16 protein-coding genes, 1 tRNA gene and 2 other RNA genes are annotated in these 16503 nt (G+C 51.9%); 4 read left to right on the top strand and 15 right to left on the bottom strand.

The genetic code is table 11. The features are described 5' to 3' along the window. Positions 1–20: 20 nt before the first annotated feature. Entirely contained in the window at positions 21–806 is a 786-nt protein-coding gene (locus NK662_RS14150) for a glucose 1-dehydrogenase (RefSeq protein WP_254759591.1), read from the bottom strand. A gap of 467 nt (positions 807–1273) precedes the next feature. Between NK662_RS14150 and NK662_RS14145 the strand changes: the two genes are divergently transcribed. Together NK662_RS14145 and NK662_RS14140 are read left to right on the top strand one after the other, a co-directional pair. Continuing rightward, on the top strand, positions 1274–2086 hold the full coding sequence (locus NK662_RS14145) for an IclR family transcriptional regulator (protein ID WP_254759590.1): 813 nt from the start codon (positions 1274–1276) through the stop codon (positions 2084–2086). 73 nt (positions 2087–2159) lie between these two features. After that, positions 2160–3269: a mandelate racemase/muconate lactonizing enzyme family protein gene (locus NK662_RS14140; protein ID WP_438503622.1), complete on the top strand. Its 1110-nt coding sequence runs from the start codon at positions 2160–2162 to the stop codon at positions 3267–3269. 163 nt (positions 3270–3432) lie between these two features. Here NK662_RS14140 and NK662_RS14135 read toward each other — a convergent pair whose 3' ends face one another. From NK662_RS14135 to NK662_RS14120, 4 genes are all read right to left on the bottom strand, one after another. Then, positions 3433–3735 carry a thioredoxin family protein gene (locus NK662_RS14135; RefSeq protein ID WP_254759588.1) on the bottom strand — a complete coding sequence of 101 codons (303 nt, stop codon included), beginning with the start codon at positions 3733–3735 and terminating at the stop codon, positions 3433–3435. Between the two features lie 11 nt (positions 3736–3746). Then, positions 3747–4091: a toprim domain-containing protein gene (locus NK662_RS14130; RefSeq protein WP_254759587.1), complete on the bottom strand. Its 345-nt coding sequence runs from the start codon at positions 4089–4091 to the stop codon at positions 3747–3749. Between the two features lie 485 nt (positions 4092–4576). Further along, positions 4577–4960, bottom strand: a complete 384-nt coding sequence (gene gcvH, locus NK662_RS14125) for a glycine cleavage system protein GcvH (protein WP_254759586.1) — start codon at positions 4958–4960, stop codon at positions 4577–4579. 46 nt (positions 4961–5006) lie between these two features. Then, on the bottom strand, positions 5007–5363 hold the full coding sequence (locus NK662_RS14120) for an arsenate reductase family protein (RefSeq protein ID WP_254759585.1): 357 nt from the start codon (positions 5361–5363) through the stop codon (positions 5007–5009). A 236-nt stretch (positions 5364–5599) separates the two neighbouring features. Here NK662_RS14120 and NK662_RS14115 point away from each other — a divergent pair, with 236 nt between their 5' ends. After that, positions 5600–6079, top strand: coding sequence for a DinB family protein (locus tag NK662_RS14115; RefSeq protein WP_254759584.1), 480 nt, complete (start codon positions 5600–5602; stop codon positions 6077–6079). 40 nt (positions 6080–6119) lie between these two features. Here NK662_RS14115 and NK662_RS14110 read toward each other — a convergent pair whose 3' ends face one another. Then, complete coding sequence (locus NK662_RS14110) at positions 6120–7178, bottom strand: ATP synthase beta subunit C-terminal domain-containing protein (protein WP_254759583.1); 1059 nt, start codon at positions 7176–7178, stop codon at positions 6120–6122. Positions 7179–7381: 203 nt separating this feature from the next. Between NK662_RS14110 and NK662_RS14105 the strand changes: the two genes are divergently transcribed. Continuing rightward, on the top strand, positions 7382–8506 hold the full coding sequence (locus NK662_RS14105; RefSeq protein ID WP_254759582.1) for a metallophosphoesterase: 1125 nt from the start codon (positions 7382–7384) through the stop codon (positions 8504–8506). 26 nt (positions 8507–8532) lie between these two features. On the opposite strand, the gene NK662_RS14100 is transcribed toward NK662_RS14105, so the two are convergent. The 9 genes from NK662_RS14100 to NK662_RS14060 all read right to left on the bottom strand — a co-directional run bounded on the left by NK662_RS14100 (position 8533) and on the right by NK662_RS14060 (position 16393). Beyond that, a complete protein-coding gene (locus NK662_RS14100; protein ID WP_254759581.1) occupies positions 8533–8865 on the bottom strand; it encodes a DUF1904 family protein in 333 nt (110 codons plus the stop codon). A 185-nt stretch (positions 8866–9050) separates the two neighbouring features. After that, entirely contained in the window at positions 9051–9683 is a 633-nt protein-coding gene (locus NK662_RS14095; protein WP_254759580.1) for a hypothetical protein, read from the bottom strand. 230 nt (positions 9684–9913) lie between these two features. Continuing rightward, positions 9914–9995 (bottom strand) — tRNA-Leu (locus NK662_RS14090). Between the two features lie 114 nt (positions 9996–10109). Next, positions 10110–10374, bottom strand: an RNA gene (gene ffs / locus NK662_RS14085) — signal recognition particle sRNA large type. Positions 10375–10406: 32 nt separating this feature from the next. Then, positions 10407–10589: non-coding RNA, 6S RNA (gene ssrS, locus NK662_RS14080), on the bottom strand. A 17-nt stretch (positions 10590–10606) separates the two neighbouring features. Beyond that, entirely contained in the window at positions 10607–10927 is a 321-nt protein-coding gene (locus NK662_RS14075; protein ID WP_254759579.1) for a hypothetical protein, read from the bottom strand. Between the two features lie 57 nt (positions 10928–10984). Continuing rightward, on the bottom strand, positions 10985–12772 hold the full coding sequence (locus tag NK662_RS14070) for an acyl-CoA dehydrogenase FadE (RefSeq protein ID WP_254759578.1): 1788 nt from the start codon (positions 12770–12772) through the stop codon (positions 10985–10987). A 51-nt stretch (positions 12773–12823) separates the two neighbouring features. Continuing rightward, positions 12824–13999 carry an acetyl-CoA C-acetyltransferase gene (locus NK662_RS14065; protein WP_254759577.1) on the bottom strand — a complete coding sequence of 392 codons (1176 nt, stop codon included), beginning with the start codon at positions 13997–13999 and terminating at the stop codon, positions 12824–12826. A gap of 12 nt (positions 14000–14011) precedes the next feature. Then, on the bottom strand, positions 14012–16393 hold the full coding sequence (locus NK662_RS14060) for a 3-hydroxyacyl-CoA dehydrogenase/enoyl-CoA hydratase family protein (RefSeq protein ID WP_254759576.1): 2382 nt from the start codon (positions 16391–16393) through the stop codon (positions 14012–14014). Positions 16394–16503: the final 110 nt, after the last annotated feature.

The raw sequence follows: 16503 nt of genomic DNA, 5'->3' as shown, positions 1-16503 counted from the left end.
ATTTCTAAAGGATGATAATCTTAGCTTAGGACGTTTCCGCCGTCAACGTTTACCGTTTGACCCGTCATATAGTTGGAATCCGGCCCTGCCAGGAAGGAAACGACGTTTGCCACGTCCTCCGGCTGCTCAATGCGGCCGAGCGGAATTGCTTCGACTGCGCGGCGGCGCGGTTCACCCTCTGGAAGATTTTGTAATCTGGCAAAAATTTTATCTACCTTTTCCCAGAACGGCGTATCAACAACACCCGGTGCGACAGCGTTTACATTTATCTTGTGCGGAGCAAGCGCCATTGCGGCAGACTGTGTCATGCTGATGACTGCAGCCTTGCTCATGCAGTAGGACAAGGCAAATGGCTCGCCGCGGCGGCCTGCTTGAGAGGCAAGATTAATAATTTTGCCGGAATTATTTTTCACCATGTACTCGGCTGCCGCCTGCATGGCAAAGAACAAGCCCTTTACGTTTACTTCATATTGCAAATCCAATTCTTGCTCATCAATTTCAAAGATTCCATTAAATAAGCCAACGCCGGCATTGTTTACAAGAATGTCGATTGAGCCGAGCTCAGCAACAACCTGATGCACACTATTGCGTACAGCCTCCTTGCTGCGAACATCCACCTGCATGGCAAATGCCCGGCGGCCCAATTCTTCCACTTCCCTTGCCACGCCTTGAGCAGACTCCAAATTCAAGTCAGCAATTGCGACATCAGCACCATCACTTGCAAGACGCAAGCAAATAGCCCGGCCGATTCCTTGGCCCCCGCCTGTTACTAAAGCAACCTTTCCAGCTAAACGAAGATCTGACATGTTTGTTCCTCCTCTAAAATGAATGTATGAAGCTAACATTACAAACATCTGGTCACCGGCTTCTCAGCAGCATTCTTCTGTTCTAGTAATCTCTTATGTACTCCCGGTGAATGTGAACGCTTACTTGCAGCTTAGACCATGTCCCTTTGCATGAGCAATGACATCCCTAATACGGAACTACCTTTCACTTTTTTTGATTTACCCAAAAATAAAGGAACATTGTTCCGCTGAACTCATAATACTTCCATTTTTCGGTATGGTCAACTATAAAATTCAGAAAATATAAAAAATAATTACATTTACCTTTGGCTTCTGCACCTCTCCCAAAATCATTCCAATATTGAAACCTCTGTAAAAAATAGTCAGAATATTTAGTTGACTAGCACCGAAAACGGAACTAATATTAGATTAAAGGAACATTGTTCCGTTATTCATGCTATTCCTGAAAGGAAGCGAGATGGTTTCTCATGAAAAAAGACTTGGAAAAAAATAATGCAGCTCAATCGAGCTCTGCAGTAGAGCGTGCTTTACTCATTTTAGAGCTGATTGCCTCCAGACAGGGGGCAGTTGGAGTGGGTGAAATTGCCGAAGAGCTCGGGTTGGCAAAAAGCACCACCCACCGCATTTTAGAAGCATTGAAAAACCGCCACTTTGTCGAGCAAATAGAATCCACTGAAAAATATGATATTGGCATTAAAGCGATTGAAGTAGGAATGTCCGGATTGACGAACTGGAACATTGTCGATATTGCTGCACCGCATTTAAAGCAGCTGGCCCATGATTTGAATGAAACTGCTTTTCTTGCGGTGTACAACAATGGCGAAATCGTGTATGTGTACAAGGCGGAAGGCAAGCAGGCTGTCACCACAAATGCCCAACTCGGGACACGAAAGCCTGTACACTGTACCTCGCTTGGAAAGGCCATCGTGTCCAATTTTCATATTGAAGAAGTAGACCGTGTGCTGACAGAGAAAGGGATGCCAAAGTTCACTGAGCATACCATCACGGATAAGCAACGCTATTTCGAAGAGCTTTCTCTAGTGAGGCAACGCGGCTTTGCCATGGATGATGAAGAGGTGGAGGAAGGGCTGACCTGCTTTGCTGTTCCGATTTTCAACTACACCGGCCATGCGGTTGCTGCGATTAGTGTCGCTGGACCAACGGACCGGATGCTTGCCAAACAGGAGCAAATCATTCAATCCCTCAAGCATGCAAACAACCATGTATCCACCCGCCTTGGCTTTGTGCCTGCTATGCGGGACAGCATCAACTTTTATTAACATGATCAAGTACGTGTCCCTGGCTGCCGGCCAGGGGCGTGCTATATAAACCACTGTAAGGGAGATGGCGGCTGTGAGGACAATTATAGACGTGGTAACTGAGTATTATCAGATTCCGCTGGAGGAAGAGCTGGGAGACGCGAAGCACGGGATACATACCCATTTTGAGCTGCCCATTGTAAAAATCAAAGTATCTGACGGCTCGGAGGGAGTAGGCTACACCTATACAGGGGGTGTTGGCGGCCGGGCGGTTTGTGCCATGATTGAGCATGACCTAAAGCCGTTTTTGCTGGGCAAAGATGCTTCTTGTGTGGAGAAGCTGTGGGAGGATATGAATTGGAAGATTCATTATGTCGGCCGGGGCGGCATTGCCTCCTTTGCCATTTCTGCCATCGACATTGCCCTCTGGGATTTACGGGCGAAAAAAGCAGGCGAGCCCCTGTGGAAGCTGCTTGGCGGCGCCAGCAATAGCACCAAGTGCTATGCGGGCGCAATTGATCTTAACTTCTCTCAGGAAAAGCTGCTGCGTAACGTGCAAGGCTACTTGGATGCAGGCTTTCAAGCAGTCAAAATCAAGCTTGGCCAGGAAACGCTGGAGGAAGATATGGAACGTGTCGCGGCTGTGCGCGAGCTGATTGGTCCAGACGTGGTGTTCATGGTTGACGCCAACATGAAATGGTCGCTCGAGACTGCCATTAAGGCAGCTAAACAGCTGCGGGAATATAATGTCCTTTGGCTTGAGGAACCAACTATTCCGGATGATTATCACGGCTATGGCCGGATTTCCAAGGAAGGTGGATTGGCCATCGCCGCCGGGGAAAACCTGCATACCATCTACGAGTTCCAAAACATGATTTCCCGTGGCAATATTGATTTTCCGCAGCCGGACGCCTCTAACATCGGCGGCATCACGGGCTGGCTGAAGGTGGCGAATCTTGCTTTTGCCCACAATCTCCCTGTCTGCACCCACGGGATGCAGGAGCTGCACGTCAGTCTCATGTCAGCCATGCCGCATGCCTCTTATTTAGAAGTGCACAGCTTCCCGATTGACCGCTACACCACGCGGCCGCTCGTCATTGAAAATGGGCGTGCAGTGGCCCCTGATACACCGGGAACCGGCGTAGAGTTCCGCTGGGACCTGCTGGCGCCATATAAACGGGACTTTCAAGCCATTACGCTATAACAAAAGGCGCCCCTTTGTTCACAGAGGGGCACTTTCCGTCTGTTCCTCCCATACAAGGCAGAATGGAAACAAGCCTTAGACAGGGATTGTTTCATGCGTCCCCTGTTCCGCAGAACTGTTCATTCATTCCTACAGCAAAAAAAGAGGCCAATCCGGCCTCCTCTTAAGCATCCTTCAGCGCATGATACACATGCTCCACGGATTGGAACGCGTATACCCGCTTGGCCACTTCTCCGTTCCGGAAGATAAGCAGGCAGGGAACACTTTCCACTTCATATTGCAACGCCAGCTTGGGCGCATAGTTCAAATCTGTCATGCCGACTTCCATGCCAAGTGCGGCTTCAGCGACCACCATCATTTTCTTCGCAAGCTGACATGTCCCGCACAGCGGCGTGTACAAATACACAATGACTCGTTCCTCGGCTGCGATTCTCCGGGAGACCTCGTCTCCTGTCCACTCCTTCATCCCATTCAGTCCTATCGTAAGTAATCTGCATTGACATCGATGTGCGCGCTGAGCAGAATGGCTGCCAAATGCTGCGTGGGCGCGGTTGCCACTTCCCGGTACGCACGGTCAATATACAAGTGCTCGGCCTGCGGAAATTCGCGCTGCAGCTGCCGGCGCAACTTTTCTCCCGCAGCATCCGCATCAACGAGAATATACACATCCTTATCATAAAACTGTTCAATGAATTCGTCCATCCTGGAAAGACTGATGGTGCCGTTTGTGCAGACAATCTCCACTGGTTCCTTAATCAGTGACTCAATTTTCTTCTTGTCGGATCTTCCTTCGACAATTATGACCTTCTCATGTTCCATCATTGTGCATCACCCGACTAAGTTAGACTATGATACAACCTTAGTATATAGTATATTCCTTATTCCCTTGTTGTTTCCTGTTTTTCTCGTTTGCATAATATACCATTTTGCCACGAAAAGCGGAACCGGCTCGTTCAGCTCACCGAAGGGAGGTTCTGGCCGCTAACAGGCGCTTTTTGCCTGTTATGCGGGCAGGTTCTCCCTGGCAGTGAGCTAGCCGGTGCAGCTGGACATCACGAAAAGCGGAAGCAGCCCGATTAGCCATCCGAAGGGAACGGTTCTGGCACGCAAAGGCGCTCCTTGCCTTTGTCTGGCCAGGTTCTTCCCTGGCAGATGGCTGGCTGCTGGAGCTGGACATCACGAAAAGCGGAACCGGCTCGTTCAGCTCACCGAAGGGAGGTTCAGAACCACTGTGGAAGCATGGCCTTTCACAGAAAAAAGAAGGCCCATCCTGCACGGACTTCCCGGCAGGAGAACCTTCTCTGGCATCAGTCTTGATTTGTCATCTCAGCATATTGCTCAGCCGTCATCAGGCTGTCCACTTCACTCAGGTCGGAGGCTTCAATTACAACCATCCAAGCCTTTTCGTAAGGAGACTCATTCACCAACTCCGGGCTGTCGCCAAGGTCGCCGTTTACTTCCACTACCTTGCCGCTGATCGGTGCATACAGCTCGGATACTGTCTTAACAGATTCCACGCTGCCGAATGGCTCGTTTGCCTTCAGCTCCGCGCCGATTTCCGGAAGCTCCACGAATACGATGTCGCCCAGCTCATGCTGCGCGAAATCTGTGATGCCGATTACGATACGGCTGCCCTCTGCTTTTACCCACTCATGCTCCTCTGAATAACGCAATTCCTTTGGAATACTCATTTCTGTCCCCTCCATGATTGTATACTATGTAAATACCTTATCGGTACTACAGCCACGTTTGTGCAAACTGCTCCTCGTTAAAGCCGAGTGTCACCTTGCTGCCGTCTGTTACGATCGGACGCTTCAGCAGCATGCCGTCAGATGCCAGAAGCGCCAGCTGCTCGTCTTCCGTCATGTCCTTCACCTTGTCCTTGATGCCAAGCTCACGGTACTTCATGCCGCTTGTGTTAAAGAACTTCTTCAGCTCCAGGCCGCTGCTTTCATAAATGGCTCGAAGCTGCTCGACAGAAGGCGGCGCTTCCACAATATGTACGAATTCATGGGACACATGATGCGCATCCAGCCACTTCTTGGCCTTCTGGCATGTCCCGCATTTCGGATAAGAATACAATTGTACTGTCATGATTTCACCTGCTTCCTTCTATGCCATCATTGTAGCATACACATGCAAAATTTTCATGTGTATCTCTGCTGCAGACAAACCTTTTACAGTATTCGCTGTTTCCTTTCTTTATCCTGCAAATTTCGAGAAATTTTTATCCTCTTGGCATGAGGGAGATTTCCCGGCTGGTGCACAGGAATTCCGCCCTTCTCCGCCGAATATATACGGTGAAGCTGGAAAAAAAGGGGGCATTATCAATGCGGAATCTCGTGGAAGAGTACAAGAAAGGCTATGTGTCTTTGGTGGAAACGGTGGCAGGCTTGTCGCCGGAGATTTTATCCTTTAAACCTTCTGAAACAGCATGGAGCGTACATGAAATCCTGATTCATCTGGCGGATGCGGAAAGCATCGGCATACAGCGCATGAAGAAAATTCTTGCGGAGGACAATCCGCTGCTGACAGCCTATGACCAGGATGCCTTTGCCAGCATATTGAGCTATAAAGACCAGGACTACAAGCTTGCGTTGGAGATTATAAAGCTGCTGCGCAAATCCTTCGCCTTTGTTTTGGAAGCGCTTCCAGCTGAAGCATGGGACCGTACCGGCGTCCATGTGGAACGGGGCAAGGTAACGCTTGAAGAGCTGCTGGGGGGGTATGTGGACCATCTGAAGGGCCATATTGCCCAGATTCACCGCAATTTGGATGCTTACCGCGCTTTAAGGCTGGTACAGCAGTAAGTACAAGAGGGACTGTGCGGCAGTCCCTCTTTCTTTGCCTCTACCTCTTGCTTGGCAGCCCGCCAATGTACGCAAGCTCCTGTACCTCCCAGCCGTCGGCAGCTCCGTCCAAAATCCGCTGCACGCCATGCAGCACATCCCGCAGATTCACGTTCTCCCCCGTTTTCTTCGTAAACGGCTCTGCCACATAAAAAGGCTGCGAGAAAAATGCCTCCAGCCGCTCGCCGCGGCGGTATGTTTGCTGATCAGCCTCCGGAATTTTATCGAAGCCAAGGGCATTGACAAGCGATCGGATTTCCCGGTAACGGCGCAGCAGCTTCTTCGCTTTTTGCCAGACAGCCATGTGCCCCGCCTCTGTCATTCCGCTTTCAATCAGTGCCGATACAGAATGCACCGGGCTCACTGCGGGGTACAAGCGCCGCGCCGCCAGGTCCACGTCCAGCTGCCAAAGCGTATCGAGCGGCCCGTACGGATCTTCTTCATCCACCGCTTCCCCGGTCGGGTCAAACAGCAGCGTCGTGATTGGGGCAATCCCCGCCTCATCCAGGCGCTCACGCAGCTGAAACAGCTTGCCGTTCAGTACAAAAGCACGATCTGCGGCAAGCACAACCTTCTCCTTGTCAGCAGCCAGGTTCACTTCCGCAAATGCCTCATCAATACTTGTGCAGAGGGCATCGGAAACTGACCGCACTTCCTCCACCACTGCCTTATCCAGCTGGGGCACGAGCAGCACTGTCCGGTATCCTTGCTTGCGGAGCCGTTCAAACACCTCCGCCAGCAGCACAAGCTGCCCAATCTGAGCCCGTGCCACAATCCCCGTTGTTCCCCCCTGAATCATCGGTGCAAACAAATCCACGACTTTAATTCCTGTTTCCAGCATGGTCATGCTCTCCCCCTTCAGGATTAATTCGTCCAGTGAACAGCCCGCCAATTCCGCCAATGCGACAATGGTTCTGACTTCCGCCCGGCCAACCGGAATTTTTCCGGTGCACAAATTGGATACCGTCGCCGGCCGCAGCCCGACTGTTTTGGCGGCAGCCGTCAAATTCGGCACCCGCTTTCGCAGCAGCGCTGCATTCAGCCTTATGTTTTCCTGCATTTACCATCCCCTCCTTACTTCCTATAGTAATAGATAATACGCTCGGAAGCAACCGTTTGTTACTCCAAAAAGAAAAATAATTACTTTTAAAAGTATGTAAAGATGTATCTATCCCGCAATGCAAAGCGGCAGAGCCGTTCTCTTATGTCTTTGGCACGCGCTTGTACTATAATAGACCTATTCTACAAAAGGAGCGCACTCTTATGGTCATTCGTTTCTTGCTCATGCTGTTGATATTTGCGGCATTGAATGTGTACATTGGCTGGCATGGTTCCTTCCTGCTGTCCTTCTTTGAAGTGCCGGTGCCGGCCGCCATGTATTGGATTGTATTCTGGATCGTATCACTTTCTTATGTGTTTGGCCGCTTCAAAATAGTGCCGGGCGTTCTGGGCCGCGCCTTTCAATGGGTCGGCTCGTACTACTTTGCGCTGCTGGAATTTGCTCTCATCCTCCTGCCGGTTGCTGACTTAATCGCCTGGGGCCTCCACTCAGCCGGTGTACCCACAACCACTTATGTGCCTGTGCTGGGCACATTTGTGATACTCGTGCTGGCGCTTCTGCTTGGCATCGGTTCCTGGAACGCCTGGAATCCGATTATCCGCACCTACGAGCTGCACATTGACAAGCCGGGCGGCGACTTCAAGGAGCTGCGGGTGGCGATGGCTTCTGACCTTCACCTTGGCAACATTGTGGAAAACAGGCATTTGGGGCGCTTAGTGAAAGCAATGAACGCGATGAAACCGGATCTGATTCTGCTGCCGGGCGATGTCATTGATGATGTTATTGAGCCGTTCATCAGAAAGGAGATGGCCCAGGTGATGAAGGGGCTGCAATCCCGCTACGGTATATATGCCGTTCTTGGCAACCATGAGTATTATGGCGGGCATATTCCGGAGTATATCCGGCAGATGAACTCCATCGGCATCCGGGTGCTGCAGGATGAGACAGTGCTGGTTGCCGACTCCTTCTACGTGGCCGGCCGCAAGGACAAAACAGCGGAGTCCATGGATAAGGCGGGACGGCTTCCGGTGGCAGACCTGCTCGCTGATTTGGACAAAAGCAAGCCGGTGCTGCTGATGGACCACCAGCCGTACCATTTTGACAAAGCAGCGGCCGCCGGTGCGGATGTCCTCATGTGCGGCCATACGCACCGCGGGCAGTTTGCGCCAAACCATCTCATTACAAAGCGATTGTTTGAACTGGATTGGGGCTATATGCTGAAGGAAAAGATGCATGTTGTCGTCTCCTCCGGCTTTGGCACATGGGGACCGCCTGTCCGCATTGCCAGCCGCTCAGAGATTATTCAGCTGATGATTCGGTTTGCATGACAAAAGCCCGGGGAAATCCCGGGCTTTTACTCTGAACAGCGAATGCCGTCTATGTAGTATTGCTCCTCTGATAATGGGTAGAAAATGACTTCCACCTCTTGTGCACCCGCTTCCTTAACATGCCGTGTCACTGCACCGGCAAAGCGGTCGCGCACCTCCACGCCGCGCTCGAACCATTTGACTTCAATCAACGGAAACGCCGGGATTTCAGCTCCATCAAACACAAACACAGATTGCGCGAGCTCCAGCGTGAAATTGTCCGTTCCGCACTCGCAGATACCGGCCAGCTCCTCCACCAGACTGCGGCTCATTTCTTTTGCGGCTTCTATCGTGATTCCCCGAAGGACCAAGTGAGGCATACACTGCACTTCCTCTCGTTTTTACTGCCTATTATATACTGAACTCTTGTGCCAGCGTTATATTGATGCAATTCTCTTCCTTTACCATGAAACAATGCCGACAAACGAAACAGCCTCCGGGCATCCGGGAGGCTGCAATATACGGCCTGTATGCTGAAGAAATTCCCTACAGGCCTTCTCTATATTTACTGTCCGCCGGGAACAGTTTGGTCAGCAGTCGGCTGTGTTGTCGAATCCGTTACTGGCTGTGTTGGTTGATCTGTTGTTGGCTGCGTTGCCGGTTGTGCTGGTTGGTCTGTTGCTGGCTGCGTTGCCGGTTGTGCTGGTTGGTTTGTTGTTGGCTGTGTTGCTGCTGGTTGGTTCTCCAGGCTTGTCTTCTGCTGCAGAAGATTTTGGATATCCGTTTGCAATTGGGCCATTTGCTGCTGCAGGGATGCAATTTGGTTTTGCAGTGCTGCTTGCGCCTGCTGAAGCTCCAGCATCTTCTGTTGGCGCTGCTTTGCATTCTGCCATCTCTGCTTTGCGGCACTTTGCATAGCCGCCTGCTTGGCCTTCATTTCAGCCTGCTTTTGCGCTACGCGTGCTTTTACGCCAGCCAGCTGGCTGTCGAGCATCGCTTTTTTCTGCTGGATTTCACGAAGCTTCGCATCGCGTTTCGCTTTCACTTCCTGCAGCTTTGCATCCACTTTCGTGCTGACTGCCGGCGCCAAGGCCCGTACCTTTTGCGGTCCATGTGCCGCAGAAGCCGTGCCTCCCAAAACAGCTGTTGCCATGACAGCGGCCATAATAATACCTGCTGATTTCTTTGCCTGTTTCATATGATTGCCCCCTGGATGTGAATGGCAGATAGATTAGATTCGGGCTATCTGTACTTTTATTATAAAGCTTTAATTTATTTATAAAAATACATATTTATATAAATTTTGTTACAATACAAGTAATTCTTTCTCCTTCTTTTGGCTGATTTCTATGAACACGAAAAAAAGGCGCCTGCCGAAGCAGAAGCGCCCAAGAACAGATATGATGGGTACTCCCATTTTTCTAATAATACCGATGGCCGGGGTCGAACCGGCACTCTCGTAAGAACACGATTTTGAGTCGTGCGCGTCTGCCAATTCCGCCACACCGGCATAAGAAAAGCGGAGCCGGCTCGTTCGGCCCACTGAAGGCAGGTTCTCCCTGGCGTGGGCCAGCCGGCATAGCTGGACAATTTCACAACGAATGTATTCTTATTGTAAGTAACACCGTGAACCCTTCCTTGTGATGACGACATAAGTGCTGCTGATCCAGCCAGCTCGTCCAGAGCTACCCTGCGACACACGAATGACACCACTTATGGCTGCTCCGTTCCCGGCCTGACCAGGTTCGTGGGCATTCGTTGCGAGGACTCCGGAGGTCAACGCCGCTTCTATCAGGCGAACCTTACATCCATCATACCGCAGAAGGGAATTCGGCCTCGCTGAAGCGGATTGCGAGTACAGGGCACCGCTAGCTCCCCACCTATCACGGTATGTAATTTTTGTTGTTCATTATGTTTAGGAAAATATCCCGCCGTATGCCGTGTTCCAGGATGCTTGATAACCCGCTCTCCGCAGGTGGGGTTCCGCAGCTTGGCCTGTCTGCGATCCTGACCGTATCAGGCGTGGCATCAGCAAAGCATATGAGAATCCCTAATTTATAATACGGTTTCAAGCATAACGGAATCACGAACACTGCAGGATGCTTGTGAACACTGTGTCGTTCACTGCTTACTCAGTATACAACACAAATCGTGTTTTTCAAATATAAAGGATGCATGTAGTTTTTTCCTGAAATTCCATATGCCAGAGACAGACCTGTGGATTGAAACAGATGCGCTGCTGTGCTTTTTGGCCATTTCCTTCTTTTTGAAGCAGGAATGCCAGGAACCAAATAGACCTCCGACAGGAATTGTTTCATTTTTTGAGGAGATTGTTTCACTTTTTAAAAAGATTGTTCCATTTTCGGACTTTTTTGTTCCACTGCCCTTCTCTTCAAAATGGGAATTGTTCCTCCCCGCTTTGGTTTGTTTCAGCGGAACCATTATTGTTCCACGCAGCGCGACAAAAACAGCCGGCATCAGCCGGCTGCTCGATCAACATCAAACTGTGTATTTTTCCTCAGCAATAATCTTTGCTGCAATTTCACGCTTCTTCGGAATCACGTTGATTGGCGTGTGGCGCGTGAACTTGCGCAGCGCGGACAGCATCATGCGCAGCGTGTCGCCATGCTCAACCGCAATGAGCGTTTCCTTCGCGTCTGCTTCAATTTCGTTGAAGGCTTCCTGGCAGAACACCTGCGTGTACAAGAGCTTCTGCTGGTTCTTCTCCAGACCGGTGCGCTTGATTGCCTTTTCCGTACGCAGCACAACAGACTCCATGGAGTAGACGTTGCTGACGATATCGGCAATATTTACGAGCACCTCTTGCTCTTTGTCGAGGGCTTTGCCATACTTTTGCACTGCCAGGCCGGCAATCATAAGCGCGATTTTCTTCGCATTGCGCACCAGGTATTTCTCCTGTGCCAGCGGCTCGTCGCCCACCTCTGTCGGCATCAGCATCATGAGCTCCTCCTGCACCTGCTGTGCTTTTTGCAGCAATGGAAGCTCACCCTTCAACGCTTTGCGCAGGAACGTGCCAGGCACAATCAGGCGGTTGATTTCATTTGTGCCTTCAAAAATCCGATTAATGCGGGAGTCGCGGTAGATGCGCTCAATTTCGTACTCCGCCATGAAGCCATAGCCGCCGTGGATTTGTACGCCTTCATCCGCCACGTAGTCCAGCACCTCGGAGCCGAACACCTTGTTCAGAGAGCACTCAATGGCGTATTCCGCCACGGATTCTGCCACCGCTTTGCCGTTCTTGACTTCCTCTTCTGTCAGCTGGCTTGCACGTGCTTCAAACAGGCCGACTGTCCGGTACACGGAGCTTTCTGCCGCATATGTTTTCACTGCCATATTCGCCAGCTTCTCTTGAATCAGCGGGAAGCGGGAGATTGGCTGCTTGAACTGCTGGCGCTGGTTTGCGTACTGCGCGGAAATCTCAAGCGCGCGCTTGGAGGAGCCGACTGTACCGACGCCAAGCTTGTAACGGCCGATGTTCAGGATGTTGAAGGCAATGACGTGACCCTTGCCGATTTCACCCAGCACGTTTTCCACCGGCACCATGGCATCCTGCAGGATCAGTGTCCGTGTAGAGGAGCTCTTGATTCCCATCTTCTTCTCTTCCGGGCTTGTGGATACGCCGGAGAAGCCGCGCTCTACGATAAACGCTGTGAACTGCTCTCCGTCGATTTTCGCATATACGACGAATACATCAGCGAAAGCGGAGTTCGTGATCCACTGCTTTTCGCCGTTCAGTACATAGTGTGTGCCCTCTGCGTTCAGGCGCGCCACTGTTTTGGCGCCAAGCGCGTCAGAGCCGGAGCCCGGCTCAGTCAAGGCGTAAGCCGCCAGCTTTTCGCCCGTCGCCAGTGCAGGCAGGTACTTTTGCTTTTGCGCTTCATTGCCGAACAGCACGATTGGCAGGGAGCCGATGCCCACATGCGCTCCGTGGGAAATGGCGAAGCCGCCAGCGCGGGAGAACTTTTCCGCAATCAGCGCGGAGCTGATTTTATCCAGGCCGATGCCGCCGTACTCCTCCGGTACATCCGCGCCAAGCAGGCCAAGCTCTCCTGCTTCTTTCAAAAGACGCACGGAACGCTCAAATTCATGGTCTTCGAGGTACTCCAGCTCAGGAAGCACTTCATTTACGACAAATTCCTCTGTCGTCTTTGCAATCAGCTTGTGCTCATCGGTAAAATCCTCCGGCGTGAACACCTGCTCGAATGTGATGTCATCTACTAGAAAGCTGCCGCCCTTTACAGCGGTAAAGCCTGTTTTTTCAACCATTGTGAATTCCTCCTTAAGAGTCTTCTATATTCTATATGCCGCATGCAAACATTACAGTAGTTCAAATACACCCGCCGCGCCCATGCCGCCGCCGATGCACATCGTCACAATACCGAATTGCTCGTTGCGGCGCTTCATCTCATGGATCAGAGACAAAGTCAGCTTCGTGCCTGTGCAGCCAAGCGGATGTCCAAGGGCAATCGCGCCGCCGTTGACATTTACCCTCTCTTCGTCCAAGCCGAGTTCACGGATGACCTGGATGGATTGAGACGCGAAGGCCTCATTCAGCTCAAACAAGCCGATATCAGATACCTCAAGGCCCGCCAGCTTCAGCGCCCGCGGAATGGCTGCCACTGGACCGATGCCCATAACCTCAGGCGGAACACCCGCCACCGCGAAGGAGCGGAATTTCGCCATTGGCTTCAAGCCTTCGCTCTCGGCCTTTTCCCGGTCCATGAGCAGCACCGCCGCTGCACCATCGCTCATCTGCGAGGAGTTGCCCGCTGTAACAGAGCCGCGGACATTGAAGGCCGGGCGCAGCTTCGCCAGTGTGCCCATCGTCGTTTCGGCCCGGACGCCCTCATCCTGCGTAAAGGTGAAGCTTCTTTCCTGCAGCTTATAGTCGCCGGCAACCGCACGCATGGCAACCTCCACAGGAACAGTCTCATCCACAAATTTCCCTGCTGCCAGGGCTGCCGCTGCACGCTGATGGCTGCGCACCGCAAACGCATCCTGCTCTTCGCGGCTGATGCCGTACTTCACGGCAACCTGCTCCGCCGTGTGGCCCATGCCCATATAGTATTCCGGCGCCGCTTCCACAAGCCGGCTGTTCGGGCGCACCACGTGGCCCATCATCGGCACAAGGCTCATGGACTCTGCGCCGCCGGCGATGATTGTATCAGAATGGCCAAGCATAATACGCTCCGCCCCGAAGGCGATGCTTTGCAAACCGGATGAGCAGTAGCGGTTGATCGTGATGGCCGGCACTGTATAAGAAAGACCGGCCAGGGCGCCGATGTTGCGGGCCATATTCAAGCCCTGCTCCGCTTCCGGCATGGCACAGCCAAAGATTAAGTCGTCAATATTGCCGTCATACCCGCCGGCACGCTTTAATGTTTCTTTTACAACCAATGCCCCCAGATCATCCGGGCGGACGGACGCCAGCGAGCCGCGCTTCGCTTTTCCGACCGGGGTTCTTGCTCCTGCAACGATTACGGCCTCTTTCATGCTTTCTCCTCCTTAGTTACGTAACGGTTTTCCTTTTACAAGCATGTGCTGCATCCGCGCCTGCGACTTCATCTCGCTCACGAGGCCCAGGAACGCTTCACGCTCCAGATTCAGCAGATACTGCTCGTCGACCTCTGTTCCGTACGGCACCTTGCCGCCCGCAATCACGTAGGCAAGCTTCTTCGCCAGGTGCAGATCGTATGCTGAAATGTAGCCGGACAGATGCATCGCCTGTGCGCCAAGCAAGAGTGTCGCATAGCCAGGCTCGCCGACAACCGGAACCTTTCTGCGCACCGGCGGCTTGTAGCCCGCTTCGTACAGAGACAGCACCTTTTGCTTTGCATCATGCAGCAGGTGGTCGGCATTCACACTGATGCCATCCTTTGCACCCAGGAAATTGTTCTCGAACGCCTCCTGCGCGGAAGTGGACACCTTCGCCATTGCAATGGATTCAAATACTTTGTTCGCCACCTTTTGCAGATCCACCTCGACACCGTTTGGCAGGCTACTCAAATGCTTCATGTACAGCTCCTTGTTGCCGCCGCCGCCAGGGATCAGACCAACGCCAACCTCGACAAGGCCCATATACGTTTCGCTGGACGCCTGAATGGCTGCTGCCGGCAAACATACCTCTGCACCGCCGCCGAGCGTCATGCCATATGGTGCCGCCACAACCGGCTTCGGGCTGTACTTGATTTTCATCATGGCATCCTGGAACTGCTTCACAACCCATTCGATTTCAAAGTAGTTGTCATCCTGCGCTTCCATCAGAATCATGGCAAGGTTGGCGCCCACGCAGAAGTTCTTGGCCTGATTGCCGATGACAAGGCCCTTATAGTTCTTCGCCACTTCATCTACCGCAAAGTTGATCATTTGGGTGATGTCCATACCGATGGCGTTGCTTTTGGAATGGAACTCCAGGCACAATACGCCGTCGCCGAGGTCAATTAGGCTTGCCCCGCTGTTTTGTTTGATGACGCCGCGCTTCGCCTTCAGCTGCTTCAGGCTGATCACTTTCTTGTTTTGTTCCATAGGCTTGTATTCGCCATCGTCATAGTAGTAGGAGACGCCATTGTCGTTCTTATAGAAGGACTCATGGCCGCTTTCCAGCATTTCCTGCACCCATGCCGGAGCTGTCTTGCCCTCTTCCGCCCATTTCGCAACGGATTTGCGGACACCGATGGCATCCCAAATCTCGAATGGGCCAGTCTCCCAGCCAAAGCCCCACTTCATGGCATTGTCGATTGCCACAATGTTGTCGGCGATTTCGCCATTCAGTTTCGCGGAGTACAGCAGCGTCGGCATCAGGATGCTCCACAGCAGCGTTCCTGCGCGGTCTTTCGCATATACAAGCGCTTTCAATTTATTCGGTAAGCCTTTCTCCTGCTTGCTTAATTCAATGGAAGGTGCTTTCAATTTTTTCTGAGGTTCATATTGCAGCGTTTCGGGGTTCAGTTCTAAGATGTCTTTGCCTTGCTTCAGGAAAAATCCCTGCCCGGTCTTGCTGCCAAGCCATTTGTTCTCAAGCATGACATGCAGGAGAGCCGGAACTTTAAACACATCGCGTTCTGTTTCATCGACGTTGTCATATACATTATTTGCGACGTGCACAAAGGTGTCCAAGCCAACTACATCAAGCGTGCGGAACGTTGCGCTCTTCGGACGCCCGATCAGCGGCCCTGTCACAGAGTCCACTTCGCCGACGCTGTAGCCGTTTTTCAGCAGCTCCTGCAGCGTAACAAGCAGGCCGTATGTGCCGATGCGGTTGGCGATGAAGTTTGGTGTATCCTTCGCTTCCACCACACCCTTGCCAAGCACGTCTTCGCCAAATGTTTTCATGAAAGCAAGCACGTCAGGGCAAGTCGCCTTTGTCGGGATGACCTCCAGCAGCTTCAAATAGCGCGGCGGATTGAAAAAGTGTGTGCCCAGGAAGTGCTTGCAGAAGTCCTCGGAGCGTCCCGCGGACATTTGCTCAATGGAGATGCCGGATGTGTTGGAGCTGATGATGGTGCCTGGCTTGCGGACCTCATCCACACGCGCGAACAGCTGCTTCTTCACCTCAAGATTCTCTACAACAACCTCAATGATCCAATCTACATCCCCCAGCTTGCCAAGGTCATCCTCCAGATTCCCCGGTGTGATCAGAGCTGCGTTTGCTTTCGAAGTCAGAGGAGCCGGCTTCTGCTTGAACAGCTTTTGAATCGCTGCCGAACTGAAGCGGTTGCGCACTTCCTTCGATTCCAATGTCAGGCCCTTCGCTTCTTCTTCAGGCAATAATGCTTTTGGTGCAATGTCGAGCAGCAATGTCGGAATGCCGATATTAGCCAAATGTGCAGCGATGCCGGAACCCATGACGCCGGAACCAAGGACAGCCGCCTTTCGAATTTGAAACATTCCCTTCTCCCCCTTAAAACTTTGAATGAATGCTCATTCAATTTTATGGCGCAATAATGCAAGCTATGAATGAGCTCCTTACTTACAAATATATGTCATTTTTGAAACTT

Origin of the sequence: Ectobacillus ponti (assembly GCF_024294785.1) — a bacterium.
Taxonomy (GTDB): domain Bacteria; phylum Bacillota; class Bacilli; order Bacillales; family Bacillaceae_G; genus Ectobacillus; species Ectobacillus ponti.
This window is presented reverse-complemented; position numbering and strand designations above follow the sequence as displayed.